This is a genomic window from Streptomyces sp. CB00316 (genome assembly GCF_001905595.1).
GTDB lineage: Bacteria > Actinomycetota > Actinomycetes > Streptomycetales > Streptomycetaceae > Streptomyces.
In genome coordinates this window covers 392765-417804 of the sequence record NZ_LIXI01000001.1, presented here as the reverse complement: position 1 = coordinate 417804, position 25040 = coordinate 392765, and the positions used below count along the sequence as shown (strand labels likewise).

General features: G+C 72.7%; 18 protein-coding genes. 16 read left to right on the top strand and 2 right to left on the bottom strand.

Going from position 1 to position 25040, the window contains the following annotated elements; translation table 11 throughout:
• The first annotated feature begins 29 nt into the window (after nucleotides 1-29).
• The gene (locus tag AMK21_RS01785) at nucleotides 30-3014 is read left to right on the top strand and encodes a beta-N-acetylglucosaminidase domain-containing protein (protein ID WP_073873453.1); all 2985 of its coding nucleotides are present in this window, start codon (nucleotides 30-32) and stop codon (nucleotides 3012-3014) included.
• A 31-nt stretch (nucleotides 3015-3045) separates the two neighbouring features.
• Here the strand turns inward: AMK21_RS01785 and AMK21_RS01780 are convergent, their stop codons facing one another.
• Nucleotides 3046-3582, bottom strand: a complete 537-nt coding sequence (locus AMK21_RS01780; protein ID WP_073873451.1) for an HNH endonuclease — start codon at nucleotides 3580-3582, stop codon at nucleotides 3046-3048.
• 314 nt (nucleotides 3583-3896) lie between these two features.
• On the opposite strand from AMK21_RS01780, the gene AMK21_RS01775 reads away from it, so the two are divergent.
• The 14 genes from AMK21_RS01775 (at nucleotide 3897) to AMK21_RS01710 (ending at nucleotide 23476) form a co-directional block, all read left to right on the top strand.
• Nucleotides 3897-4967, top strand: a complete 1071-nt coding sequence (locus AMK21_RS01775) for a mechanosensitive ion channel family protein (protein WP_073873449.1) — start codon at nucleotides 3897-3899, stop codon at nucleotides 4965-4967.
• 188 nt (nucleotides 4968-5155) lie between these two features.
• The gene (locus AMK21_RS01770; protein WP_073873447.1) at nucleotides 5156-6361 is read left to right on the top strand and encodes an ROK family transcriptional regulator; all 1206 of its coding nucleotides are present in this window, start codon (nucleotides 5156-5158) and stop codon (nucleotides 6359-6361) included.
• 85 nt (nucleotides 6362-6446) lie between these two features.
• Complete coding sequence (locus AMK21_RS01765; protein ID WP_073873445.1) at nucleotides 6447-7778, top strand: ABC transporter substrate-binding protein; 1332 nt, start codon at nucleotides 6447-6449, stop codon at nucleotides 7776-7778.
• Between the two features lie 6 nt (nucleotides 7779-7784).
• Nucleotides 7785-8726 carry a carbohydrate ABC transporter permease gene (locus AMK21_RS01760; protein ID WP_073873443.1) on the top strand — a complete coding sequence of 314 codons (942 nt, stop codon included), beginning with the start codon at nucleotides 7785-7787 and terminating at the stop codon, nucleotides 8724-8726.
• A gap of 3 nt (nucleotides 8727-8729) precedes the next feature.
• Nucleotides 8730-9632, top strand: a complete 903-nt coding sequence (locus AMK21_RS01755) for a carbohydrate ABC transporter permease (RefSeq protein ID WP_073873441.1) — start codon at nucleotides 8730-8732, stop codon at nucleotides 9630-9632.
• Nucleotides 9633-9634: 2 nt separating this feature from the next.
• Nucleotides 9635-10900, top strand: a complete 1266-nt coding sequence (locus AMK21_RS01750; protein WP_073873439.1) for a 6-phospho-beta-glucosidase — start codon at nucleotides 9635-9637, stop codon at nucleotides 10898-10900.
• Nucleotides 10891-11865: an N-acetylglucosamine kinase gene (locus AMK21_RS01745; RefSeq protein ID WP_073873437.1), complete on the top strand. Its 975-nt coding sequence runs from the start codon at nucleotides 10891-10893 to the stop codon at nucleotides 11863-11865. Before AMK21_RS01750 ends, AMK21_RS01745 begins: the two co-directional genes overlap by 10 nt.
• 414 nt (nucleotides 11866-12279) lie before the next feature.
• Nucleotides 12280-13668: a hypothetical protein gene (locus AMK21_RS01740; protein WP_073873435.1), complete on the top strand. Its 1389-nt coding sequence runs from the start codon at nucleotides 12280-12282 to the stop codon at nucleotides 13666-13668.
• 11 nt (nucleotides 13669-13679) lie between these two features.
• Complete coding sequence (locus tag AMK21_RS01735; RefSeq protein ID WP_073873433.1) at nucleotides 13680-14729, top strand: glutamate ABC transporter substrate-binding protein; 1050 nt, start codon at nucleotides 13680-13682, stop codon at nucleotides 14727-14729.
• 128 nt (nucleotides 14730-14857) lie between these two features.
• Nucleotides 14858-16222: a hypothetical protein gene (locus AMK21_RS01730; protein ID WP_073873431.1), complete on the top strand. Its 1365-nt coding sequence runs from the start codon at nucleotides 14858-14860 to the stop codon at nucleotides 16220-16222.
• The gene (locus tag AMK21_RS01725) at nucleotides 16219-19128 is read left to right on the top strand and encodes a serine/threonine-protein kinase (protein ID WP_073873429.1); all 2910 of its coding nucleotides are present in this window, start codon (nucleotides 16219-16221) and stop codon (nucleotides 19126-19128) included. Before AMK21_RS01730 ends, AMK21_RS01725 begins: the two co-directional genes overlap by 4 nt.
• Nucleotides 19129-19130: 2 nt before the next feature.
• Nucleotides 19131-20594: a PP2C family protein-serine/threonine phosphatase gene (locus AMK21_RS01720; protein WP_073874217.1), complete on the top strand. Its 1464-nt coding sequence runs from the start codon at nucleotides 19131-19133 to the stop codon at nucleotides 20592-20594.
• 19 nt (nucleotides 20595-20613) lie between these two features.
• Nucleotides 20614-21987, top strand: coding sequence for a vWA domain-containing protein (locus AMK21_RS01715; RefSeq protein WP_073873427.1), 1374 nt, complete (start codon nucleotides 20614-20616; stop codon nucleotides 21985-21987).
• An 82-nt stretch (nucleotides 21988-22069) separates the two neighbouring features.
• A complete protein-coding gene (locus AMK21_RS01710; RefSeq protein WP_073873426.1) occupies nucleotides 22070-23476 on the top strand; it encodes an FHA domain-containing protein in 1407 nt (468 codons plus the stop codon).
• An 18-nt stretch (nucleotides 23477-23494) separates the two neighbouring features.
• Here the strand turns inward: AMK21_RS01710 and AMK21_RS01705 are convergent, their stop codons facing one another.
• Nucleotides 23495-24499, bottom strand: coding sequence for a methyltransferase domain-containing protein (locus AMK21_RS01705; protein WP_073873424.1), 1005 nt, complete (start codon nucleotides 24497-24499; stop codon nucleotides 23495-23497).
• A gap of 129 nt (nucleotides 24500-24628) precedes the next feature.
• Here AMK21_RS01705 and AMK21_RS01700 point away from each other — a divergent pair, with 129 nt between their 5' ends.
• Complete coding sequence (locus AMK21_RS01700; RefSeq protein ID WP_073873422.1) at nucleotides 24629-25033, top strand: globin; 405 nt, start codon at nucleotides 24629-24631, stop codon at nucleotides 25031-25033.
• Nucleotides 25034-25040: the final 7 nt, after the last annotated feature.

Below are 25040 nucleotides of genomic sequence, written 5' to 3'. Positions count from 1 at the left end.
CCCACTCAGGCCTTTCGAGGGAGCGCGACGTGCGGTTCGGGCGCAGAAAGCAGGCCACGGCCGTGGCCGTCGCCGTGATCGGTGGGCTGCTGAGCCCCTTCGCACCGGCCGCGGCCGCCGCCCCCGCCGACCCCGGCAAACCCCCCGCCACCTCGCCCGACCGTGCCGACAGCGCGCAGCCGCCCGCCGTGTGGCCCCGGCCGCAGAGCATCAGGGCCACCGGTCCGGCCGTGCCGCTCGGCCGTGAGGCCACCGTCGTGGCCGCGCCGGACGCCGATCCGTACGCCGTGGAGGAGCTCCGCTCCCTGCTGCGCGCCGCCGGTGTCACGGCCCTGCACGAGGGCCTGCCCGGGCGCGGGCCCCTGATCCGGATCGGCGGCCCGGGCGCCGGGGAGGCGCTGCGGGCGCTGCGCGCACCCGACCGCGCCGACCTGCCCACCGGCGGCTACCGGATCGCCTCCGGCCAGGTCGCCGGGCGCGCCACCGTCGCCCTGGACGGGCTCGGCGAGGACGGCCTGTTCCATGCGGTCCAGACGCTGCGGCAGCTGGTGCGCGGGGGTGCGGTGGCCGGGGTCGTGGTGCGGGACTGGCCGGGCACGGCCGTACGCGGCATGGCCGAGGGGTTCTACGGACAGCCCTGGACCCAGGAGGAGCGGCTCGCGCAGCTCGCCTTCATGGGCCGCACCAAGCAGAACCGGTACCTCTACGCGGCGGGCGACGACCCCTACCGGCTGGCCCGGTGGCGTGAGCCGTACCCGGCCCTGCAGCGCGCCGACTTCCGGGCGCTGGCGCAGAAGGCCGAGGCCGAGCATGTGACGCTCGGCTGGGCGGTCTCCCCGGGGCAGGCCATGTGCATGGCCTCCGACCAGGACGTCCGGGCGCTGACGAAGAAGATCGACGCGATGTGGGCGCTGGGGGTACGGGTCTTCCAGCTCCAGTTCCAGGACGTCAGCTACAGCGAGTGGCACTGCGACCTGGACGCCGAGACGTTCGGCAGCGGCCCCAAGGCGGCGGCCCGCGCGCAGGCGAGGGTGGCCGGTGCGGTCGCCCGGCACCTGGAGGAGCGCCACCCCGACGCGGCGCCGCTGTCGGTGCTGCCGACGGAGTTCTACCAGGACGGGGCGACCGACTACCGCACGGCGCTCGCCGCCGAGCTGGACGGCCGGGTCCAGGTGGCCTGGACGGGCGTCGGGGTCGTACCGAAGAAGATCACCGGGCGTGAGCTGGCCGGGGCGCGGGCCGCGTTCCGTCACCCGCTGGTGACCATGGACAACTACCCGGTCAACGACTACGCCCAGGACCGGATCTTCCTGGGGCCGTACACCGGCCGGGACCCGGCGGTGGCGAGCGGTTCGGCGGCGCTGCTGGCCAACGCGATGGAGCAGGCGTCCGCCTCCCGCATCCCGCTCTTCACCGCCGCCGACTTCGCCTGGAACCCGAAGGGGTACCGCGCGGACGAGTCCTGGCAGGCGGCGATCGACGACCTGGCGGGCGGCGACGCGGGGGCCCGGGAGGCGCTGCGGGCGCTGGCGGGCAACAGCGCGGACTCCGTGCTCGGCTCGGCGGAGTCCGCCTATCTGCAGCCCCTGTTCGCCGCGTTCTGGCAGTCCCGGGCGGCCGCCCCGCCGGTACGCGACCGGGCGGCGCGCGAGCTGCGGGCGGCCTTCACCGTGATGCGGCAGACCCCCGACCGGCTCGCCACCCCCGCCGAGGGGCGTCTCGCCGACGAGGTGCGCCCCTGGACCGAGCAGCTGGCCCGCTACGGCCACGCCGGTGAGCTCGTCGTGGACCTGCTCCAGGCCCAGGCGGCCGGCGACGGGGCGGCCGCCTGGCGGGCGCAGCTGACGCTGGAGCCGCTGCGCCAGGAGATCGCGGCGGCCAGGACCACGGTCGGCAGGGGGGTGCTCGACCCCTTCCTGGACCGGGCCGAGAAGACCGCCGACGGCTGGAACGGCGTGGACCGGTCCAGCGGCCGGGTCACCAAGGACGCGCACAGCTACACGGTCCGCCTGGACCGGGCCCGCACGGTGGAGGCCGTGACGGCGCTCGCCGAGCCCGGACCCGACCTGACAGGCGCGGTGGTCGAGGCACATGTGCCGGGCGAGGGCTGGCGGGCGCTGGGGCAGCTGTCACCGACCGGCTGGACCCAGACCGCCGCGAAGGGGCTGCGCGCGGATGCCGTACGGGTCACGGTGCCCGAGGCGGCCCGGACCACGCCCCCGTCGTACTTGAGCCCCAGCCTGCCGCCGACCCCCGCGATCCCGGCGGGGACCCTGAAGCTGCGCGCCCTGGTGCCGTGGTTCGGGGACGAGCCCGCCGCCACGCTCGACCTGAAGCACGGCGAGACGGACGCGGAGATCGGCGGCGAACCCCAGCGAGTGGCGGCACGACTGGCCGGGCGGCGTCCGGTCGAGGTGAAGGGCAAGCTCACCGCGAAGGCGCCGAAGGGCATCGAGGTGCGGGTCCCGAAGCAGACGACGGTGCCGCGCGGCTCCCGTACCGAGGTGCCGGTGGACATCACCGTTCCGGCGGACACCCCGGCGGGTGAGTACGAGGTGCCGCTGGCCTTCGGCGGCCAGGAGTCCACGCTGACCGTGCGGGCCTTCCCGCGTACGGGCGGCCCGGATCTGGCACGTACGGCCACGGCCTCCTCCTCCGCCGACGAGACCCCGGACTTCCCCGCGTCCGCCGCCCTGGACGGCGACCCGGAGACCCGGTGGTCCTCACCGGCGGAGGACGGCGCGTGGTGGCAGGCCGAGCTCCCGCAGCCGGTGCGGCTGGGGCAGGTGGTGCTGTCCTGGCAGGACGCCTACGCCGCCGGCTACCGCATACAGGTCTCCGCCGACGGCCGCACCTGGCGCACCGCGGCGACCGTCCGGGAGGGCCGGGGCGGGCGCGAGTCGGTGCGGATGGACGCGAAGGACACCCGCTTCATCCGGGTGCAGGGCGACGCCCGGGCGACGCGGTACGGGTACTCGCTCTGGTCGGTGGAGGCGTACGCGGTCGCGGAGTGACGTTCCGGACGGGGACGACGAAGGCCCGGTCTCAGGCGGAAACGCCGTCGATCCGGGCCATCGCGTCGTCCGCGCCGAACGGTTGCAAGTACGGCAGCCAGCGCGGGTCGCGGTGTCCGGTCCCGATGATCCGCCAGGCCAGGCCGGTCGGCGGAGCGGGCTGGTGGCGCAGCCGCCAGCCGAGCTCGGGGAGGTGGCGGTCGGCCTTGACGTGGTTGCAGCGGCGGCAGGCCGCCACCACGTTGTCCCACGCGTGCTGTCCACCGCGGCTGCGCGGGATGACGTGGTCGACGCTGGTCGCGGCGGCCCCGCAGTACATGCAGCGCCCCCCGTCCCGGGCGAACAGCGCCCGGCGCGTCAGGGGTACGGGCCCCCGGTAGGGGACCCGGACGAAACGCTTGAGCCGGACCACGCTGGGCGCGGGCACGGCACGGGTGGCACTGTGCAGGAAGGCGCCGGTCTCCTCGAGGCAGATCGCCTTGTTTTCGAGGACGAGGACGAGCGCGCGGCGGAGCGGTACGACGCCGAGCGGCTCGTACGACGCGTTGAGAACCAGGACGTGCGGCACGGTGGATGCCTCCTTGTACGCCGGCGGCGCGTGGCTCGCGCCGGGACGATCCGATCTCAGTCTCTCCTCATGCCTGGTCAAAGCGCCACCACGTAGGGGTAACGGGCCGGGAGGATTTTTCTCACCTCCGGCCGGGCGGGCGCCCGCCCGGCCCCGGAGAGGTGTCTCATCAGGGCGGCCGTCCGCACTGTGCGATCGGCCACAGCACACCTGGCCCCGGTGAGACCTGTCTCTCCTCCGAAGACGGCAACGATCCACTCCCCCGGCTTCGTTAGTCTTATCGGTCAACCGTCGCCCCTCTGGAGGTCCCCGCCGTGCACCTGTCCGTCCTCTTGGCCGCAACCCCGTCACCCGGGCCGGGCGGCTCGCTGGAGGAGGCCGCCGAGCAGGCCGGGAACGCCGCGGGGTGGGTCGAGGAGAACTGGTCCACCTGGCTGAGCACCGGTCTGCGGATCCTGCTGATCGTGGCCGTCGCGGTCACGCTGCGCTACCTGATCCGGCGCGCCCTGACCAACCTGATCGACCGGATGAACCGCAGCGCTCAGGCGGTGGAGGGCACGGCGCTGGGCGGCCTGCTGGTGAACGCGGAGCGCAGACGCCAGCGCTCCGAGGCGATCGGCTCGGTACTGCGGTCGGTGGCCTCCTTCATGATCATGGGTACGGCCGCCCTGATGGTCCTGGGTGCCTTCAAGATCAACCTGGCACCCCTCCTCGCCTCCGCCGGTGTCGCCGGTGTGGCGCTCGGCTTCGGCGCCCGCAACCTGGTCACGGACTTCCTCTCCGGCGTCTTCATGATCCTGGAGGACCAGTACGGGGTCGGGGACACGGTCGACGCGGGTGTGGCCTCCGGTGAGGTCATCGAGGTGGGCCTGCGGGTCACCAAGCTGCGCGGCGACAACGGCGAGATCTGGTACGTCCGCAACGGCGAGGTGAAGCGGATCGGCAACCTCAGCCAGGGCTGGTCCACCGCCGGGGTCGACGTCACGGTGCGCCCGACGGAGAAGCTGGAGCACGTCCGTGAGGCGATCACCGCGGCCGCCGAGACCATGACGAAGGAAGAGCCCTGGTCGGAGCGGCTGTGGGGCCCGGTGGAGGTGCTCGGCCTGGACGCGGTCCTGCTGGACTCCATGACGGTCCGGGTCACCGCGAAGACGATGCCGGGCAAGTCGGTGGGCGTGGAGCGCGAACTGCGCTGGCGCATCAAGCAGGCGCTGGACGACGCGGGTATCCGCATGGTCGGCGCGGTACCGCTCCAGGCGGAGGGCGAGTCCACGGCGGACCCGACGGCGGCGATGGCGGCCCCCTCGGCGTACGCGTCGGCGACCTCCCCGCAGTCGCTGGCGGCGACGCCGATACCGCCGCCGACGACGAACCTGAACAAGTAGGCCCTCGCCTACGCGAGCCCCCGGCCGCGCCTGCACTCCAGGGAAGGCGGCCGGGGGCTTCCACGTGCGGGGTAACGCTTTCATTGACGGACCGGTGCTGCCCATTGACGCCCCGGTGACCCGCGTCTTACGGTCCTCCCAGAATAGGAAAGTTTCCTAACAGAGTCGACGAGGGTGGGGCATCCACGATGACGGGAACCACACCGGGCACCCCCCGGGTGCTGCGGGCCATGAACGACCGGGCCGCCCTCGACCTGCTGCTGGAGCACGGCCCCCTCTCCCGGACCCGGATCGGCAAGCTGACCGGCCTGTCCAAGCCCACCGCGTCCCAGCTCCTGGCCCGGCTGGAGGCCGCCGGGCTGGTCGTCGCCACCGGGACCAGTGAGGGGCGGCCGGGACCCAACGCGCAGCTCTACACCGTCAACGCGCGCGCCGCCCATGTCGCCGGGCTCGACGTGAACGAGCGGCGCATCATCGCCGCCGTCGCGGACGTGACCGGGGCGAGCGTCGGGGAGTTCGAGCTCGCGACACCGGGGCGGCGCGCCGACAGTGTGGTGCGCCAGGTCGCCGACGCGCTGGACGGGGCGGTGAAGGAGGCCGGACTCGCCCGCGCCGACATCCACCGGGTCGTCATCGGCACTCCGGGCGCCTTCGACCCGGGCACCGGGCGGTTGCGGTACGCCTCGCACCTGCCCGGCTGGCACTCCCCCACCCTCCTGGACGAGCTGGCGGCCTTTCTGCCGATGCCGGTGGAGTACGAGAACGACGTCAACCTGGTCGCCGTGGCCGAGCAGCGCCTCGGTGCGGCCCGCGGCCACGAGGACTTCGTGCTGCTCTGGAACGAGGAGGGGCTCGGCGCCGCCCTCGTCATCAACGGGCGCCTGCACCGCGGCTTCACCGGCGGCGCGGGCGAGGTCGGCTTCCTGCCGGTGCCCGGAACCCCCCTCGTGCGCCAGGTCGTCAAGGCCAACAGCGGCGGCTTCCAGGAGCTGGCGGGCGCCCAGGCGGTGCCCCGGATCGCCAAGGCGCTCGGCATCGACCCCCCGCAGCAGCCGTACGCCAAGGCCGCCGCCACCCTGCTGGAGCGGGCGGCCGCCGCGTACGAGCAGGACGAGGCGCTGACCGAGCTGCTGGACCAGTACGCGCACCGGCTCGCCACCGGCCTCGCCTCCGTCACCGCCGTCCTGGACCCGGGGCTCATCGTGCTCGCCGGCGGCGCGGTCGCCGCGGGCGGCGAGGTCCTGCGCTCCCTGATCCAGTCCGAGCTGGCCGAACTCGCCGCCTCCCGGCCCCGCCTGGTCGTCGGCGAGATCGACCGCACCCCCGTACTGCGCGGCGCCCTGGAGAGGGCGCTCGCCGACACCCGCGACGAAGTGTTCGACACCTCGCGCTGAGCCCGTCCATTCCCGCTCCTCGCCGAACCCGTCTCTTCCCCGTCCCTGCCGTCTGCTTCTCTTCCCCGTCCCTGGGAGCTTCGTCATGCGCACAAGCCGTCTTACCACCACCGCTGTCGCCGTCGCCGCGATATCGGTGCTCGCCACCGCGTGTACCGGTCAGTCCGAGGCCGGGGCCACCGACGACCCGAAGGCGCAGACCACGATCAACTTCTGGCACGGCTGGAGCTCGCCCGCCGAGGTCAAGGCCGTCCAGGACAACATCGACCGGTTCGAGAAGGCCCACCCGAACATCACGGTGAAGGTCTCCGGCAACATCAACGACGACAAGCTCAACCAGGCGCTGCGCGCGGGCGGTTCGAACGGGCCCGATGTGGTCTCCTCCTTCACCACCGCCAATGTCGGCAAGTTCTGCTCGTCGGGCGCCTTCGCCGACCTCAAGCCGTTCATCGAGAAGTCGAAGCTCGACCTGGAGAAGACGTTCCCCAAGGTCCTCCTCGACTACACCCAGTTCGAGGGCGACCGCTGCGCCCTGCCGCTGCTCACGGACGCCTACGGCCTCTACTACAACAAAAACGCCTTCAAGGAGGCCGGGATCACCGCTCCGCCGAAGACGATGTCCGAACTGGCGAGCGTCGCCAGGAAGCTGACGGTGGAGAAGGGCGACAGCTACCAGCAGCTCGGCTTCATGCCGAACTTCCACGGTTACGAGACCGTCGCGGACCACTACATGGCCTCGTGGGACCACACGTACTTCGACGAGGACGGCAGGTCCAACATCGCCAAGGACCCGGCGTTCGCGGAGATGTTCACGTATCAGAAGAAGCTCGTGGAGGACCTCGGCGGCTACGCGAAGCTGGAGAAGTACCGCGGCACCTTCGGCGACGAGTGGGGCGCCAAGCACCCCTTCCACACCGGCCAGGTGGCCATGCAGCTGGACGGCGAGTGGCGGCTCGGGATGGCCGAGGACGCCGGGACCGGCTTCGAGATCGGGGTCGCGCCGATGCCCGTCGCCGACGACGAGGCGGACAGCTACGGCAAGGGCTTCCTCTCCGGCACCATCGTGGGCATCGCTCCGGCCAGCAGGAAGCAGAACGCCGCCTGGGAGCTGGTGAAGTACATGACCAGCGACACCGAGGCGGTCGTCAACTTCGCCAACGGCATCCGTAACGTGCCCTCCACCTTCGAGGCGCTGAAGTCACCCGGTCTGAAGTTCGACCCGCGCTTCAACACCTTCCTGGACATCGCCCAGCACCCGAAGTCCAGCACCCCCGACGGTGCCGTCAACGGCTCCACGTACCAGCAGACGATCCAGGACTTCGGCTACCGGTACGAGAAGGGCGCGGTGAAGGACCTCCAGGCCGGCCTGGAGAAGACCGCCAAGCAGATCGACACCGACATCGCCAAGGCCAAGTAGCCGACGATGACGACGCACACACTCCGCTCCAAGCGCCGCAGGTCGGCACTGCGGAACGCGGCCTTCATGTCGCCGTGGCTGATCGGGTTCTCGGTCTTCTTCGCGTACCCGATGGTCTCGACGGTCTACTTCTCCTTCACGGAGTACGACGGGTTCGGGGCGCCGGTCTTCAACGGGCTGACGAACTGGACGTACGTCTTCCAGGACTACCCGATGTTCTGGCCGTCCCTGTGGAACACACTCTGGCTGGTGGTCGTCATGGTCACCTGCCGGGTCGCCTTCGGGCTCGGGATCGGGCTGCTGATCACCAGGATCAAGACGGGGACGGGCGTCTTCCGGACGCTGTTCTACCTGCCGTACCTGGCCCCGCCCGTCGCCGCGACGCTCGCCTTCGTCTTCCTGCTCAACCCCGGCACCGGGCCGGTCAACGCGATCCTCGGGGAACTGGGGCTGCCGACGCCCGGCTGGTTCAACGACGCCACCTGGTCCAAGCCGGCCCTCACCATGCTCGCGGTCTGGGGCATCGGGGACCTGATGGTCATCTTCATGGCCTCGCTGCTGGACGTGCCGACCGAGCAGTACGAGGCGGCCGAGCTGGACGGCGCCTCCGCCTGGCAGAGGTTCCGCTTCGTGACCCTGCCGAACATCGCGCCGATCGTGCTGTTCGCCGTGGTGACGGGCGTCATCCAGGCGATGCAGTACTACACCCAGCCCCTGGTCGCCGGGAAGGTCGCCTCCGGCATCATCGGCGGCTCGGGACAGTCCTTCGAACCCGGCTATCCCGACAAGTCGACACTCACACTGCCCCAGCTCGTCTACAACCTCGGCTTCCAGCGCTTCGACTACGGCGCCGCCTGTGTCGTCGCCCTCATCCTGTTCGCCCTGGCCATGGCCTTCACCGCACTGCTCATGCGGGGCCGCAACAACCTGATACAGGCCGGTGACTGAGCCATGACCCAGCTCCTCGACAAGCCCGCCCCCGCCTCTCCGGCGAAGGCCCCGCACACGCCCGCCGCGCGCACCGCCCGCCGCAAGGCGCTGCTGCACTGGATAGCCGTGCACTCCCTCGGGATCGCCGCCGCGCTCTTCTTCGTGCTGCCGTTCGTCTTCGTGGTGCTCACCTCGCTGATGAACGACCAGCAGGCGCTGACCCGCGACCTCACCCCCAACACCTGGGAGTGGGGCAACTACAAGAAGGTCTTCGAGACGCCCGGCTTCCTCGTCTGGTGGCGCAACACCCTCTTGTACGCGGGACTCGGCACCGTACTCACCGTCGTGTCGTCGATCCCCGTGGCGTACGCGCTGGCGAAGTTCCGCTTCCGGGGCCGCAAGCTGTCCCTGATGCTCGTCATCTCGATGATGATGCTGCCGCCGCAGGTCGTCATCATCCCCATGTACCTGTTCTGGGCGAAGCAGATGGACCTCTCCGGCACCCTGTGGCCACTGATCATCCCGATGGCCTTCGGTGACGCGTTCTCCATCTTCCTCCTGCGGCAGTTTCTTCTGACCATCCCGAACGAGTACCTGGACGCGGCCAAGGTGGACGGGTGCGGCGAGTTCCGTACGCTGATCAGGGTCGTCCTGCCGATGGCCAGGCCCGGCATCGCGGCCATCGCCCTCTTCCAGTTCTTCGCCGCCTGGAACGACTACTTCGGACCACAGATCTACGCCTCCGAGAACCCGGCCGCCTGGACGCTCAGTTACGGCCTGGAGTCCTTCAAGGGCGCACACCACACCGACTGGAACCTGACCATGGCCGCGACCGTTCTGGTCATGGCCCCCGTGATCGCCGTCTTCTTCTTCGCTCAGAAGGCATTCGTCGAGGGCGTCACACTCACCGGAGTGAAGGGCTGACAATGAAGCTCGCAGTAATTGGTGGCGGGTCCACCTACACCCCTGAACTGATCGACGGCTTCGCCCGGTTGCGGGACACGCTGCCGGTCGAGGAGCTGGTGCTCGTCGACCCGGCGGCCGACCGGCTGGAACTGGTCGGCGGCCTGGCGCGGCGGATCTTCACCAGGCAGGACCACGCCGGGAAGATCACCACCACCACCGACCTGGACGCGGGCGTCGCCGGCGCCGACGCGGTCCTTCTTCAGCTGCGCGTCGGCGGACAGGCCGCGCGGGACAAGGACGAGACATGGCCGCTGGAGTGCGGCTGCATCGGCCAGGAGACCACCGGCGCCGGGGGCCTCGCCAAGGCACTGCGGACCGTGCCGGTCGTCCTGGACATCGCCGAGCGGGTACGCCGCACCAACCCGGACGCCTGGATCATCGACTTCACCAACCCGGTCGGCATCGTCACCCGGGCCCTGCTCCAGGCCGGGCACAAGGCGGTCGGCCTGTGCAACGTGGCGATCGGCTTCCAGCGCAAGTTCGCCCGGCTGCTGGACGTGAACCCCTCCGAGGTCCACCTGGACCACGTGGGGCTCAACCACCTCACCTGGGAGCTGGGCGTGCGTCTGGGCGGCCCGGACGGCGGGAACGTGCTGCCGAAGCTGCTCGCCGAGCACGGTGACGCCATCGCCGACGACCTCCACATGGACCGGAAGCTCGTCGACCGGCTCGGCGTCGTCCCCTCGTACTACCTGCGCTACTTCTACGCCCACGACGAGGTCGTACGGGAGCTCGGCACCAAGCCGTCCCGGGCCGCCGAGGTCGCGGCGATGGAGAAGGAGCTGCTGGCCATGTACGGCGACCCCACGCTGGACACGAAGCCCGAGCTGCTCGCCAAGCGGGGCGGCGCGTTCTACTCGGAGGCGGCCGTGGACCTCGCGGCCTCCCTGCTGGGCGGCGGCGGTTCGCCGGTCCAGGTGGTCAACACGTACAACAACGGGACGCTGCCGTTCCTCCCGGACGACGCGGTCATCGAGGTGCAGGCCCGGGTCGGCCACGACGGGGCGACCCCGCTGGCCGTGCCCGCGCTGGACCCGCTGTACGCCGGTCTCATCGCCAACGTGACGGCCTACGAGGACCTCGCCCTGGAAGCCGCGCTGCGCGGGGGCCGGGACCGGGTCTTCAAGGCGCTGCTCGCCCATCCGCTGATCGGCCAGTACGACTACGCCGAGCAGCTCACCGACCGGCTGATCGCGCACAACCGGGAGCACCTCGCGTGGGCGTGAACGTCTCGGTCGTCGCCGTCGACGCGGGCAACAGCAAGACCGATGTGGCGTTGATCGGTGAAGACGGAACGGTTCTCTCGACGGCCCGGGGCGGGGGGTTCCAGCCGCCGCTGGTGGGAGTGGAGGCGGCGCTCGACGTGTTGGCCGGCGCACTGGACGAGGCCTTCGCGGCGCTGCCCGGACCCGTCGGCTCCGTCGGCCACATATCCGCCTGTCTCGCCAACGCCGACCTGCCGGTCGAGGAGGCCGAGCTGGCCGAGGCCCTGGAGACGCGTGGCTGGGGAGCGTCGGTCCAGGTGCGCAACGACACCTTCGCGATCCTGCGCGCGGGCGTGGACGAGCCCCGGGGCGTCGCGGTGGTCTGCGGGGCCGGGATCAACTGCGTGGGCATGGTGCCGGACGGGCGGACGGCCCGCTTCCCCGCGATCGGCCGGATATCCGGTGACTGGGGCGGCGGTGCGGGGCTCGCGGAGGAGGCGTTGTGGTTCGCCGCGCGCGCCGAGGACGGACGGGGTAAGCCGACCGAGCTGGCCCGTGCGCTGCCGGGGCACTTCGGGCTCGACTCGATGTACGCCCTGATCGAGGCGCTGCACCGGGGCACGATCCCCCTGACCCGGCGCCACGAGCTGACGCCGGTGCTGTTCGCCACCGCCGTGGCCGGGGACCCGGTGGCGGCCGCGCTGGTGGAGCGGCTGGCGCAGGAGGTGGTGGCGATGGCGTCGGTGGCGCTGACCCGCCTCGGGCTGCTGGAGGAGGAGGCTCCGGTGCTGCTGGGCGGCAGCGTGCTGGCCGCGCGCCATCCGCAGCTGAACGACCGGATCACCGAACTGCTCGCGGCCCGCGCCCCGAAGGCCGTGGTGCGGGTGGTGTCCGAGCCGCCGGTGCTGGGGGCGGCGCTGCTGGGGCTGGACGTCACGGGGGCGGCGCCGGAGGTCCACCGGCGGCTGCGGGCGCAGTACGCCTGATCTCCTGGGAGGACCGGAACGAGGGGCGTCCCGTCGCGTTCGACGCGGTGGGGCCCCCTCCCTCGTTCGGGGGAACGCGGGAGGGGCAGGGAACCGATCGGGCGCCCCGCTCGTGTACCTGATGGGGAGTCCGCAACGCACGGGGATGGCTGGGCGGTCGGGGGAGGCTCGGGGCGGATCCGGAGGCGGTGCGAAGAGGCCGGCGAGGCTGCCGGTTCGCTTATGGGGATGTTTCGGGGCACGTTGCGCCGATCTCCTTGATCGGCCGCGTCCGCCCTGATCGAATGCGTTGTCCGGTGCGGGATCCAGGCGTTCTTGATGTGCGGGTCGGTCCCCGCGGCCATACTTCTGGCCGGGCGTCGGCCTCCGATCGGCCGGGGTCCGGGCACCGTCAGTGACCGAGGGGGAGGTCGAGTGACACAGCTGCCGCAGGGCGGCCCGCAGACGCAGCGCGCGCCGGAGCAGGCGCCCGCGCCCATCGGCCTGCCCGCTCAGCGACCGAGCTCCTGGGCCGTGCAGAGCCGTCGGCTGCGTGCCGTGGCGACGACCGAGCCCGGCCGCCTCCAGATCATCGGGGCCGTGCTGGCGCTGCTGGTCGTGGCTTTCGGGGCGGTGACCGCCCTGGAGATCTCGCACCGGGCCTCGGCCGCCGACGACGTGGTGGGGCGCAGCCAGCCGCTCAGCGCGGACGCGGCGAACATCTACCGCTCGCTCGCCGACGCGGACACGATGGCGGCCAGCGGCTTCCTCGCGGGGGCACAGGAGCCGAAGGCCGTACAGGACCAGTACCGCAAGGACATCGAGGAAGCGGCCCGGCTGCTGGTGAAGGCATCGGCGAACACCGACTCCTCGACCAGCTCCTGGCAGGAGATCACCACCCTCAGCGAGCTGCTGCCCGTCTACACCGGTCTGATCGAGCGGGCCCGCGCCAACAACCGGCAGGGGCTGCCGCTGGGCGGCGCCTATCTCCGGTACGCCAACCAGAAGATGACCAACGAGCTGCTGCCGGCGGCCGAGCGGCTGTACGCGGCGGAGACGGGCCGGCTCGACCGGGACTCCTCCGACGCCCGGCAGTGGCCCTTCCTGTCGCTCGCCGTCGGCCTCGTCGTGCTGGGCGCGCTGGTGTGGATGCAGCGCCGCAACTACCGCCGCACCAACCGGGTGTTCAACCACGGGTTGCTGGTGGCCACGGCCTCCGCCTCGGTGGTGCTGCTCTGGCTGGCGGTCGGGCACACGGTGGCCCGCACGGAGCTGCGGTCCGCGATGACGCACGGTCAGGAGTCCCTGGACGTTCTCAACAACGCGCGGATCAACTCCCTGAAGGCGCGCGCCAACGAGAACCTCACGCTGGTGGCGCGCGGCGCCGTACTGACCGCCGACGGTTCGGCCGACCAGTACGAGACGGACTACACCACGGGGATGAAGGCCCTTCGGTCGCAGCTGGAGATGGCCGAGCGGCTCGCGGACGACGAGAGCGGCAGCGCCCCGGTGGCCAACGCCGCCAAGAGCGTCACCGAATGGCAGGACCGCCACCGCAAGGCGCGCGCCACGGACGACCAGGGCGACTACGACGGCGCTCTGAAGCAGATCATCGGGGCGAAGGACTCCACGGGGCAGTCCTTCCAGCAGGTGGACACCGCGCTGCGGACGGCGCTCGCCCATGAGCAGGGCGAGTTCACCGCGGCGGCCAAGGACGGGCGCGGGGCGCTGCGCGGCCTGCCGACAGGAGCTGCCGCGCTGGCGGTGCTGGGGGCGGTCGCCGCGATCCTCGGGATCAACCGCAGGCTCTCGGAGTACCGGTGAGAGGGGCAGCGATGGCCAGGGCGAGGACGTGGGCACGGCGCCGCACCCCACGGGGCAAGCTGCGCGGCTGGGGCGGCGTGACGGCGATGGCGGTCGCGTGCGTGATCACCGCCGCGCTCACCCTGCTGCCGCTCTCCCGGCACGGTGGGCGGACCGCCGGGGCGGACACCCTGGGCAGCGGGGCGACGACGACCGTCCCGGTGCGGGCCGAGGTGTGCACCGACCCCGAGGCGAGCCTGCCTCCCTCGTCGGCGGACGGGCCGGGCATCGCGAAGATCAAAGCGCGCGGCAAGCTGGTCGCGGGCGTGGACCAGAACAGCTACCGCTGGGGCTACCGCAATCCGTACAGCGGCGAGCTCGAAGGGTTCGACATCGACCTCGTGCGGGCGCTGGCCAAGGACATCCTCGGCGACCCGGACGCGGTGATCTTCCGGGCCATCCCCACCAACCAGCGCATCGCCGCCCTGGAGAGGGACCGGGTCGACGTCATCGTGCGGACGATGACCATCAACTGCAAGCGGCTGGAGCAGGTCTCCTTCTCCACCGCCTACTTCCGGACCGGGCAGCAGATCCTGGCCCCCAAGGACTCCCCCATCACGGGGTACGACGATTCGCTGAAGGGCAAGCGGGTCTGCTCCGGCGAGGGCACCACCGCGCACGAGGCGCTGGAGAAGGAGTCGTTCGGGGCGGTGTTCAGGGACGAGTTCGACGGCACCGAGCGGGACCCGGACCGGCTGACCGTCCCCAACCAGCTGGACTGCCTGGTGCGGCTCCAACTCGGCGAGGTCGACGCCGTCCTCACGGACAACGCCCTCGGCGCCGGGCAGGCGGCGCAGGACCCGGCGGTGGCCCTCAAGGGCGCGGGACCGTTCACCACCGAGTTCTACGGCGTGGCGGCGAAGAAGGGTGCCGACGATCTGGTGGCCCGGGTCAACAAGGTCCTGGTGGACTATCGCGCGGGCGGGAAGGACAGCGCCTGGATGGTGTCGTACCGCAAGTGGCTGGCCGCCGGTCTGCCCGGCATCACGGCGCCGCCGGCCCCGAAGTACCGCGGCGGGTGAACCCGGCTCGCCGGAACACGTACGTACCGAAGCGGACACGTGTTGGATCCGGAGTGGACGCGTACGTACCGGAGCAACTAACCCCGTCCGGGCCCACCGGCCCGGCGGCGAGAGCGGAGAGGTGATCGATGGGCGTCGCGGGATCCTTCCCCAGCTTCGCGGGGAGGCCCCCCGGCCCGGCCATGGACCGGGAAGAGGCGGACCGTGCGCTGGCCCGGCTCGGCGCGGAGCACGAGGCCATCGAGACCTCGCTCCTCGCGCTGCAGGACCATGCGGGCCGCCGCCTCCTGGAGGGCGCCGAGCTGACCGGCATCACCCGGGAGCGCTGGGCCACGACCGAGCAGTCGATCACGCTGCTCTGGGGGTACTTCGACGCCTACGCGGGTGCGCTGGAAGAGGCCAGGGACATACGGGCACGCCGCCGCTATCCGAACCGGGAGGATCTGGCCGCCCTGACCGAGCTGCTGCGTGGCGACGCGGTCACCGTGGCCAACTCCGGTGCGGTGCCGCCCTCCTCGGTGACGGGTCCTGCCCGGCTGTCGGAGCGGTTCTCGCTTCAGGAGCTGGTCGCCCGGATGAACGAGCTGTACGCCAGGTCGCTGGACATGGTCGTCGCCTCGGACTCCGTCTGGTCGGCCCTGCCCGCCCGGATCGACCTGCTCGCCGCCGAGCTGCACCGCACCCGTTCGCTGGCCCACTCGGTCGGGGTGCGGCCCGGTGAGCATCCGGCCGGGGACGACCTGGAGGAGATCACCGAGGAGCTCACCACGCTGCGCGTGCAGGTGATCTCCGACCCGCTGGCGTTCTGGCTGCCGGGGCCCGGCAGCGCCGCGCCGGGCGGCGGACGCCCGGACACCTCGCGCTACGACCGGGCGGCCCGCGCCCTGGAGGACGTACGGCGGGAGATCGAGGCGGTGCTCGCGGTGCGGCAGGACGCCGAGGCGCGGCTGATGCGGCTGCGGGACCTGCTCTCGCGGGCCGACCGCACACTGACCGAGGCGCGGGCGGCGCGCGGCGAGGTGCTGGCCAAGATCGCCGCGTCGGAGGTGCCCGCCGTCAGCGGACCGGCGACCGCCCTTCAGGAACGGCTGGACATCGCCGCCGAATACCGCAGGCGCGCCCAGTGGAACCGGCTCTCCCCGCTCCTGGAGTCGCTGGAGCAGGAGGCCGAGGAGGAGCTGCTGCGCGCCCGGGAGTCGCTGACCTCGGTGACGGCCCCGCTGGCGGTCCGCGCCGAGCTGCGCGGCCGGCTCGACGCGTACAAGGCGAAGGTGGCCCGCCACGGTCTGGCGGAGGACCCGCTGCTGATCGAGCGGTACGACGCGGCACGCCGGATGCTGTGGAGCGCCCCGTGCGATCTGCGGGTCGCCGAGCAGAACGTGCTGCGCTACCAGCAGGCGGTGGCCGAGCTGCTGACACCGCAACGGTCCGTAGGACCGGGCGGGTCCCAGGGGCCCGAGGACCGGCGGGGCGACCAGGGGGAGACACGATGAGCACGCAGTGCCAGCGCCCGGCGTGCGAGGGCGCCTACGAGGACGTGGGCGGCGGTGAGCTGTACTGCGACACCTGCGGTCTGGCCCCGGTCGTCTCGCCGACGGGCATGGTCTCCTCACCGCCCACCGGGATCGCCGGCGGCGGCCGGGCGAGCAACCGCGACAGCTCCTCGCAGCGCTCCGGCTCCCGGGCCTCCGCGCGCTCCTCGTCGCGTTCGTCGACCTCGCGGCGCTCGGTGTCGGGGCGGCTCTCCCGCTCGCTCTCCGGCTCCTCCGCCTCCCGTTCGGTCTCGGTGCGCTCCTCGGGCTCGTCGGCCGCCTCCTCCACCCGGGGCCGGCTCGGCGTCGGCCTGGTGCAGGTCCCGGACGTGCCCCGGCCCGACCCGCGCGCGGCGGTGATGGAGAACCCGGAGGTGCCCGAGCGCAAGCGGTTCTGCTCCCGCTCGGACTGCGGGGCCCCGGTGGGCCGTGCGCGCGGAGAGCGACCGGGCCGCACCGAGGGGTTCTGCACCAAGTGCGGCCACCCCTACTCCTTCGTGCCGAAGCTGACCGGCGGCGACATCGTGCACGGTCAGTACGAGGTCGTGGGCTGCCTGGCGCACGGCGGGCTCGGCTGGGTCTACCTCGCGGTGGACCGGGCCGTATCGGACCGCTGGGTGGTCCTCAAGGGCCTGCTGGACACCGGCGACCAGGACGCGATGGCCGCGGCCATCTCCGAGCGCCGCTTCCTGGCCGAGATCGAGCACGCCAACATCGTGCGGATCTACAACTTCGTGGAGCACCTGGACCAGCGGACCGGTTCGCTCGACGGGTACATCGTCATGGAGTACGTCGGCGGCAAGGCGCTCAAGGAGATCGCCAACCAGCGCCGCACCCCGGCCGGGAAGCGCGACCCGCTCCCGGTCGAACAGGCCTGCGCGTACGGGATCGAGGCGCTGGAGGCGCTCGGCCATCTGCACAGCCGGAACCTGCTCTACTGCGACTTCAAGGTCGACAACGCGATCCAGACCGAGGACCAGCTCAAGCTGATCGACATGGGCGCGGTGCGCCGGATGGACGACGACGAGTCCGCCATCTACGGCACCGTCGGCTACCAGGCCCCCGAGGTCGCCGAGGTCGGCCCGTCGGTCGCCTCCGACCTGTACACGGTGGCGCGGACGCTGGCGGTCCTCACGTTCGACTTCCAGGGATACACGAACGTCTTCGTGGACTCGCTGCCGGACCCGGAGAACATCGACGTCCTCCGCACCTACGAGTCCTTCTACCGGCTGCTGGTCCGGGCGACCGACCCGGACCCGGGCCGGCGGTTCGCCTCCGCCTCCGAGATGGCCGAACAGCTGACGGGGGTGCTGCGCGAGGTCGTGGCGCTCCAGACGGGGCGGCCGAGGCCGGCGCTGTCGACGCTGTTCGGTACGGAACTGCGGGTGACGGACACGGAGTTGTTCGCCGAGCAGGTGGACGCAGTGTCACGGCTGGGCGCCCGGGCGACAGCCTCGGGGCGCGGGGGCCGTTTCGGGCGCCGGAAGGGCGGTACGGGTCCGCTGCCGGGCATTCCGGCGCGGGGTGGGGACGTACCGGGCCAGGGCGGTGCGATGCCGGTGGCTCCGGGGGCCGTGACATCGGCGGTGGCGGGCGCGCTGCCGGTGGGGGCGCAGCCCGCCGGTCCGGGCGCCGGAGCCGCGTGGCCCGCCGCGGGGGCGGCTCCGCTGACGACGGCGGCGACCCATGTCCGGGGTGGCCAGCAGGGCGGTGCCGGCACCGGTTCGCACACCGGCCCGCAGGGTGGCGGCCCGGCGGCGGCGTACGCGCCCCCGGCGCCTGTCCCCGCGCCGGCGCACACCCATACGTACGGGCACGCCCCCGTTCCGGCGCCGCGGGAGGCCTCGCCCGCCGCCGCCGCGCAGCCCGGTCCGACCGGCCCGTACGGCCCCTTCGGGGTGACCGTCGGGAGTGTCCGGCTCGCCCCGTTCGACGCGCGGGCCACCTCCCTGGCACTGCCGGTCCCCCGGGTCGACGCGAACGACCCGAACGCCGGATTCCTGGCCGGCCTGATGGCTTCCGCCCCCGCCGAGCTGATCGCGGCCCTGAAGACGGTGCCCGCGGCCTCGCTGGAGACCCGGCTGCGGGAGCTGCGGGCCCAGCTGGAGATGCGCGAACCGGACTCCGCGGCCGCCGCGCTGACCGCCCTGGAGGCCCGGCACCCGGACGACTGGCGGGTCGTCTGGTACCGGGGCATCACCTCCCTGGTGACCGGTGACCACGAGGTCGCGGCGCTCTCCTTCGACGCGGTGTACGACGCGTTCCCCGGGGAGCCCGCGCCCAAGCTGGCGCTGGGGATCTGCGCGGAGGTGCTGGGCCAGCTGGACAACGCCGCCGAGTACTACCGCCTGGTGTGGGCGACCGATCCGAGCTTCGTGAGCGCCGCGTTCGGTCTGGCCCGGGTGCAGATCGCCGCCGGGGAGCGGGCGGGGGCGGCGCGCACCCTGGAGTCGGTGCCGGAGGCGTCGATCCACTACACCGCGGCCCGGGTCGCCGCCGTCCGCGCCCGGCTGCGTGAGCGGGACCCCGCCGAGCCCCTGCTGACCGACCTGACGGCCGCCGCCGTCCAGGTGGCGGCGCTGACCGGGTTCGGCCTGGACCCGGTGCGGCGCGAGCAGTTGACGACCGAGGTACTGGGCAAGGCCCTGGACTGGGTACTCTCCGGTAGTCCCGGTGCCCCGCCGGGCGGATCGGCGACCGCATCTCCGGGCACCCGGAGGCTGCTCGACGCCGAACTGGACGAGACGGGCCTGCGGTTGGGCCTGGAACGCTCGTACCGCATGCTCGCCCGGCTCGCGCAGCGGGGCGACGAAAGGATCGAACTGGTGGAGCGGGCCAACCGTTTCCGCCCCCGGACGTGGGTGTGAAGATGTCAGAGAGCCACCAGCAGCCCGCCCTGGCGAGGTGCCCGGGCTGCGAGGAACCGCCGGCGTCCGGCGACCTGTACTGCGGTGCGTGCGGTTACGACCTCTCGGCCGTGCCGGCCCGCCCCGACGACCGGCCGACGATGGCCATCACCGTGCCACCTGCGGCCCCGCCCGCCCCTGCCGTCCCGCCGGTGGCCCCGCCCGTGCCCGACGCACCCGCGCCGCCCGCGCCTGCCGTGCAGTGGCCCGCCGCCTCCGAGGCGGACAGCTCCGACGTGCCCGTACCCGTGCACCGGGCGACGGACCTGCCGGGCACGGACTCCGGAGGCAAGCCGCTCCCGGCATCGCCTCCGGCGCACCACGACGAGCAGCCGACGACACCCCCCGTGCGCCACGACGACCGGGCGGTGGAGGCGGGCCCGGCCGCCGCCGCGCCCGGAGGATCCGTCGAACCCCCTGACAGCACGGGCGACTTCGCTCTCGCCGCCCCCGATCCCCGTACGGCGGAGCCCACCCCGACGCCCTCCGTCGGGACGAAGGTCTGTGTGGCCTGCCGTTCCGGCCGGGTCGACCCCGACGGGTACTGCGAGAACTGCGGGCACGCCCAGCCGCGCGAGCGCGACCACATGGAGCAGGAGCTCGGCTCGGTGGCCGCCGTCAGCGACCGGGGCCTGCGCCATCACCGTAACGAGGACTCCTTCGCGGTCTCCTCGACCGCGCTGCCGGACGGTTCGCCCGCCGTCGTCGCGATCGTCTGCGACGGTGTCTCCTCGGCGAGCCGGCCCGACGAGGCGTCGGCCGCCGCCGCTGTCGCCGCCAACGAGGCCCTCCTGGAGTCCCTGCCGCGCGGCACCCACCCGCAGCAGGCGATGCACGAGGCGATCATCGCCGCGTCCGAGGCGGTCAACGCACTGGCCCAGGACCCGCCCGGGTCGGCCGAGCACGAGGCCCACCGTCATCAGAACGCCCCGGCCTGCACCCTGGTCGGCGCGATCATGGCGGGCGGCCTGCTCGTCGTCGGCTGGGTCGGTGACAGCCGCGTCTACTGGGTGCCGGACGACCGGACGGGCCCGCCCGCCCGGCTCACCGAGGACGACTCCTGGGCCGCCCAGATGGTGGCGGCGGGCCTGATGAACGAGGCCGAGGCGTACGCGGACGAGCGCGCCCACGCCATCACCGGCTGGCTCGGCGCCGACTCCTACGAACTGGAGCCGCACACCGCCTCGTTCAAGCCGGACCGCCCCGGCCTCGTCGTGGTCTGCACGGACGGCCTGTGGAACTACGCGGAATCCGCCGAGGAGATGGCCGCGGCCGTGCCTCCGGAGGCCCACCGGCTCCCGCTGCACGGTGCCCAGGTGCTCGTGGGACACGCGCTCGACGGCGGGGGCCACGACAACGTAACAGTGGCGCTGCTGCCGTTCGCCGTGGAGCCGCAAGGGGCAGGATCGGCCTGCACCACCGTTTGAGTCTCAAGGAGCAGACCGGATGGCCAACTTCTCGAAGTCGAACGTGCCGCAGTTCTCCGTCGAGGTGTACCAGAACGCGTTCCTGCCCGAGGGCGGCCGCGAGGTCAATGCGATCGTCACCGTCACCTCCACCGGCGGTGGCACGACCGGCGGTGTTCCGCTGCCCGGTGCGGCGGCCTCGCCCGGGGCCGTGCCCGGGTACGGCCCCGGGCAGGCGCCGAGCGCCGCCGTGGTGCTGATGGTCGACTGTTCCGGTTCGATGGACTATCCGCCCACGAAGATGCGCAACGCGCGCGACGCGACGGCCGCCGCCATCGACACGCTGCGCGAGGGCACGCGGTTCGCGGTGGTCGCCGGTACGCATGTGGCCAAGGACGTCTACCCCGGCAACGGGCGGCTCGCGGTCGCCGACGCGCAGACGAAGGCCCAGGCCAAGGAGGCGCTGCGGAGGCTGAGCGCGGGCGGCGGGACCGCGATCGGCACCTGGCTGCGGCTGGCCGACCGGCTGCTGGGAGCCGCCGACGTCGACATCCGGCACGGCATCCTGCTGACCGACGGCCGCAACGAGCATGAGGCGCCCGAGGACCTGCATGCCGCGCTGGACTCCTGCGCGGGCCGGTTCACCTGTGACGCGCGGGGCGTCGGCACCGACTGGGAGGTGAAGGAGGTCACCTCCATCGCCTCCGCGCTGCTCGGCACCGCCGACATCGTCGCCGACCCCGCGGGGCTCGCCGCCGACTTCACGCAGATGATGGAGAACGCGATGGGCAAGGAGGTCGCGGACGTGGCGCTGCGGCTCTGGACGCCCGTCGGGGTGGAGATCCGGTTCGTGAAGCAGGTGGCGCCGACGGTCGAGGACCTGACCGGCCGGCGCACCGAGGCGGGCCCGCGCGCCGGGGACTACCCGACCGGTTCCTGGGGTGACGAGTCCCGCGACTACCACGTCTGCGTCCTGGTCCCCGAGGCCGGGATCGGCCAGGAGATGCTGGCGGCCCGGGTCTCGCTGATCCTGCCCGACCCGTCGGGCGCGGGGGCTCCACAGGTCCTCTCGCAGGGGCTCGTACGGGCGGTGTGGACGGACGACATGGTGGCGTCGACCTCGATCAATCCGCAGGTCGCGCACTACACGGGCCAGGCGGAACTGGCACAAGCCATCCAACAGGGGCTGGACGCCCGGAAATCGGGCGACTTCGACGGCGCGACGGCGAAACTGGGCCGTGCGGTGCAATTGGCATCGGCGTCCGGGAACCAGGACACTGCGAAACTGCTTTCGAAGGTGGTCGACGTCGTCGATGCGGCGACAGGTACTGTGCGACTGAAAGCGAGGGTCGCGGAAGCGGACGAGATGACTCTCGAAACGCGCTCGACCAAGACCGTTCGCGTCAAGAAGTAGCAGCACCGGTGGCCGAACGGTCACGACCGATCGACAGCATGACGGCCCCCGGGGCCGGACGAGGAGAGGGGGAAGCGCCGACATGCCGACCTGCCCGAACGGACACCAGTCGGGTTCCGAGGACTGGTGCGAGGTCTGCGGACACCGCATGACCGGAACGGGCGCCCCCGCCGGCGCCGTACCCCCACCGCCCCCTCCGCCCCCCGCACCCGGTTACGGCTACCCGCCGCCCGCCGCCAACAACGGCGGTCCGCCGACGATGCAGGCCGAGCTCTGCCCGCAGTGCCGCACGCCCCGCGAGGCGAACGCGCCGTACTGCGAGGAGTGCCGCTGGAACTTCCTCACCAACACGGCGACCTCGTACACGCCGCTGGCCCCGCAGCCCGGTGCGGCCGGCGGCCCGCCGCCCGGTCTCAACCTGCCGCCCGGCTTCCTGGCCCAGCAGGGTCCCGGCGGGCAGGGCGGTCCCGGAGGCCAAGGCAGCCAGGGTGGCCCTGCCGGTCCCGGCGGTACGCCGCGGTCCCAGCAGCATGACCCGTTCGAATTCCAGGCCTCGCGACCTTCGCAGGTGAACCGTCCCGCCGAGCCGCTCGCTCCGGAGCAGACCGGTCACGGCGGCCAAGGCGGTCACGGCGGCCAGGACGAGCGCGGCGGCCGGAGCGGCCCCGGTGGCCAGGGTGGTCCTCCGCCGAACGCGTTCCAGCAGGGCCCGCCGCCTCCGCCGGTCTTCCAGCAGCAGGGCCCGCCGCCCTCGCGCCAGCAGCAGTCGGCGCCCTCACCGTTCGAGCCGCAGCAGTCCTCGCCCTTCGCGCCGCAGCAGCACCAGTCGGCGCCGCCCCAGCAGCAGTCCCCGCACGGGGGCGGTGGCGACGACTGGGTCCTGCCGCCGCCTTCCCAGGCACAGGCACAGGCACCGGCACCGCAGCTGGCACAGCAGCCGCCCCAGTCGTTCCAGCAGCAGGCGCCCTACCAGAGCCAGGGCCAGCAGCAGGGCGGGCACCCCGACCAGCAGCAGGGGAATCAGGGATACGGCCAGGACCAGGGCTACGGCCAGATCCCCGGGCAGGGGCAGCCGCCGCAGGCCACCACCTGGACCGCCGTCATCGCGCCGGACCGTGAGTACTTCCTGGCGATGATGCAGCGCAGCGGCCCCGAGGCGACCGGGCTGAACCTGCCCGCGTACTCCCCCGAGCAGCGCCTGCCGCTCACCGGGAGCCAGGTCACCATCGGCCGCCGCCGGCACAGCACCGGCGAGTCCCCGGACATCGACCTGTCCGTGCCGCCGGAGGACCCGGGCGTCTCCCATCAGCACGCGGTCCTCGTGCAGCAGCCCGACGGCGGCTGGTCCGTGGTCGACCAGAAGTCCACGAACGGCACCACCCTCAACGGCGCCGACGAGCCGATCCAGCCGTACGTCCCCGTCCCCCTCCAGGACGGCGACCAGGTGCACGTCGGGGCCTGGACGACGATCACGATCCGCCGGGACTAGAGACCGGCTACACCGTTCTCACCCCGCCAGGGGCCAGGTGTACGGCCCCTCCGGGTCGTCCAGCCAGGCCCACTGCCGGCCCTGCTCCACCGTGACGCCGTACCTCTCCCGCTGCGGGCGCTCCTCGCGCTCCCAGAGGGAGAGGGCGTCGCGCGGGTCGAGGCTGCCCGCCGTCAGGGTCAGCAGGAACCGGAAGAGCTCGTCCCCGATCGCGCGCCGCGGCACTCCGCCGGGGCGCGCGACCGGTTCGGACAGCGGTGAGGCCCCGCGCAGGCGCACGAAGTACGCCGGGGTGTGCAGGAAGTGCCCCTCGGCGCGTGGGCCGTGCGCCGTCGCGCGGACGTCCAGCGAGACGAGCCCGGTCGCGACGGGTGCCAGGATCCGCGCCCCCGGAGAGCACTGTTCCGGCCAGGCGGACGGTACGGCGGGCAGCGTGCAGGTGGCGATGATCCGGTCGTACGGGGCTCGCTGCGGGCAGCCCCGGGCCCCGTCGCCGGTGATGACCGTCGGGCGGTACCCGGCGGCGGCGAGATGGCTGCGGGCCGCGTCCGTGATCTCCGGGTCCAGATCGACGCTGGTCACCGCCGCGTCGCCGAGCCGGTGGGAGAGCAGCGCCGCATTGTAGCCGGGGCCGGTGCCGATCTCCAGGACGGTGTGGCCGTCCCGTACGTCCAGCGCCTCCAGCATCAGGGCCATCAGCGAGGGCTGGCTGGAGGACGAGATGAGCTCGCCGTCCCGCATCCGGGTGGCCAGCGCCTCGTCCCCGTACACACCGCGGACCCAGCGCCGGCGCCGTACGGGGTCGGGGTCCTCGCCCCAGAGCCGCTCGTAGCCCCGACCGCCGTGCACGTAGTAGTACGGCACGAACAGGTGGCGCTCCACCTCCTCGAAGGCCGCACGCCAGGCGGGGTCGGTGAGCCCGCCCTGCGCGACGATGTCCCGCACCAGGGCCTGGTGCGCCTCGTCGACCTCGGGATCGGTCTCGGTCCTGGCCTCGGATGGGATTTCCCGGTGTGCGCCCATGCCTCCACTGTCCTGCGGCGGGGCGGCGGAGGCGACTGCTGGCGGCCGCGGGCGGCCGGGCGGGAGGCGGTCCCGGCCATTGGTCCTAGGACCCCTGATCCCGGCCGGTGCGTCTGCGACCATGGACGGGTGACAGAGATTCCGCGCGACACGCTTCAGGAGCAGACCTTTTACGAGCAGGTCGGCGGCGAGGAGACCTTCCGGCGCCTGGTCCACCGCTTCTACGAGGGGGTCGCGGGCGACGAGCTGCTGCGGCCGATGTACCCGGAGGAGGATCTGGGCCCGGCCGAGGAGCGCTTCGCCCTGTTCCTGATGCAGTACTGGGGCGGCCCGCGCACCTACAGCGACCACCGAGGCCACCCGAGGCTGCGGATGCGGCATGCCCCGTTCCGGGTGGACCGGGCGGCCCATGACGCGTGGCTGGCCCATATGCGGGTGGCGCTGGACGAGCTGGGGCTCGCGCCGGAGCACGAGAAGCAACTGTGGGACTACCTGACGTACGCGGCGGCCTCGATGGTCAACACCGTCGACTGACAGCTCG

Bases quoted from the DNA above. Each gene is read 5' to 3' on its own strand.
- AMK21_RS01760 (WP_073873443.1), top strand. From the start codon at position 7,785: ATGACGACGCACACACTCCGCTCCAAGCGCCGCAGGTCGGCACTGCGG.
- AMK21_RS01715 (WP_073873427.1), top strand. From the start codon at position 20,614: ATGGCCAACTTCTCGAAGTCGAACGTGCCGCAGTTCTCCGTCGAGGTG.
- AMK21_RS01765 (WP_073873445.1), top strand. From the start codon at position 6,447: ATGCGCACAAGCCGTCTTACCACCACCGCTGTCGCCGTCGCCGCGATA.
- AMK21_RS01730 (WP_073873431.1), top strand. From the start codon at position 14,858: ATGGGCGTCGCGGGATCCTTCCCCAGCTTCGCGGGGAGGCCCCCCGGC.
- AMK21_RS01770 (WP_073873447.1), top strand. From the start codon at position 5,156: ATGACGGGAACCACACCGGGCACCCCCCGGGTGCTGCGGGCCATGAAC.
- AMK21_RS01755 (WP_073873441.1), top strand. From the start codon at position 8,730: ATGACCCAGCTCCTCGACAAGCCCGCCCCCGCCTCTCCGGCGAAGGCC.
- AMK21_RS01750 (WP_073873439.1), top strand. From the start codon at position 9,635: ATGAAGCTCGCAGTAATTGGTGGCGGGTCCACCTACACCCCTGAACTG.
- AMK21_RS01710 (WP_073873426.1), top strand. From the start codon at position 22,070: ATGCCGACCTGCCCGAACGGACACCAGTCGGGTTCCGAGGACTGGTGC.
- AMK21_RS01705 (WP_073873424.1), bottom strand. From the start codon at position 24,499: ATGGGCGCACACCGGGAAATCCCATCCGAGGCCAGGACCGAGACCGAT.
- AMK21_RS01720 (WP_073874217.1), top strand. From the start codon at position 19,131: ATGTCAGAGAGCCACCAGCAGCCCGCCCTGGCGAGGTGCCCGGGCTGC.
- AMK21_RS01725 (WP_073873429.1), top strand. From the start codon at position 16,219: ATGAGCACGCAGTGCCAGCGCCCGGCGTGCGAGGGCGCCTACGAGGAC.
- AMK21_RS01735 (WP_073873433.1), top strand. From the start codon at position 13,680: ATGGCCAGGGCGAGGACGTGGGCACGGCGCCGCACCCCACGGGGCAAG.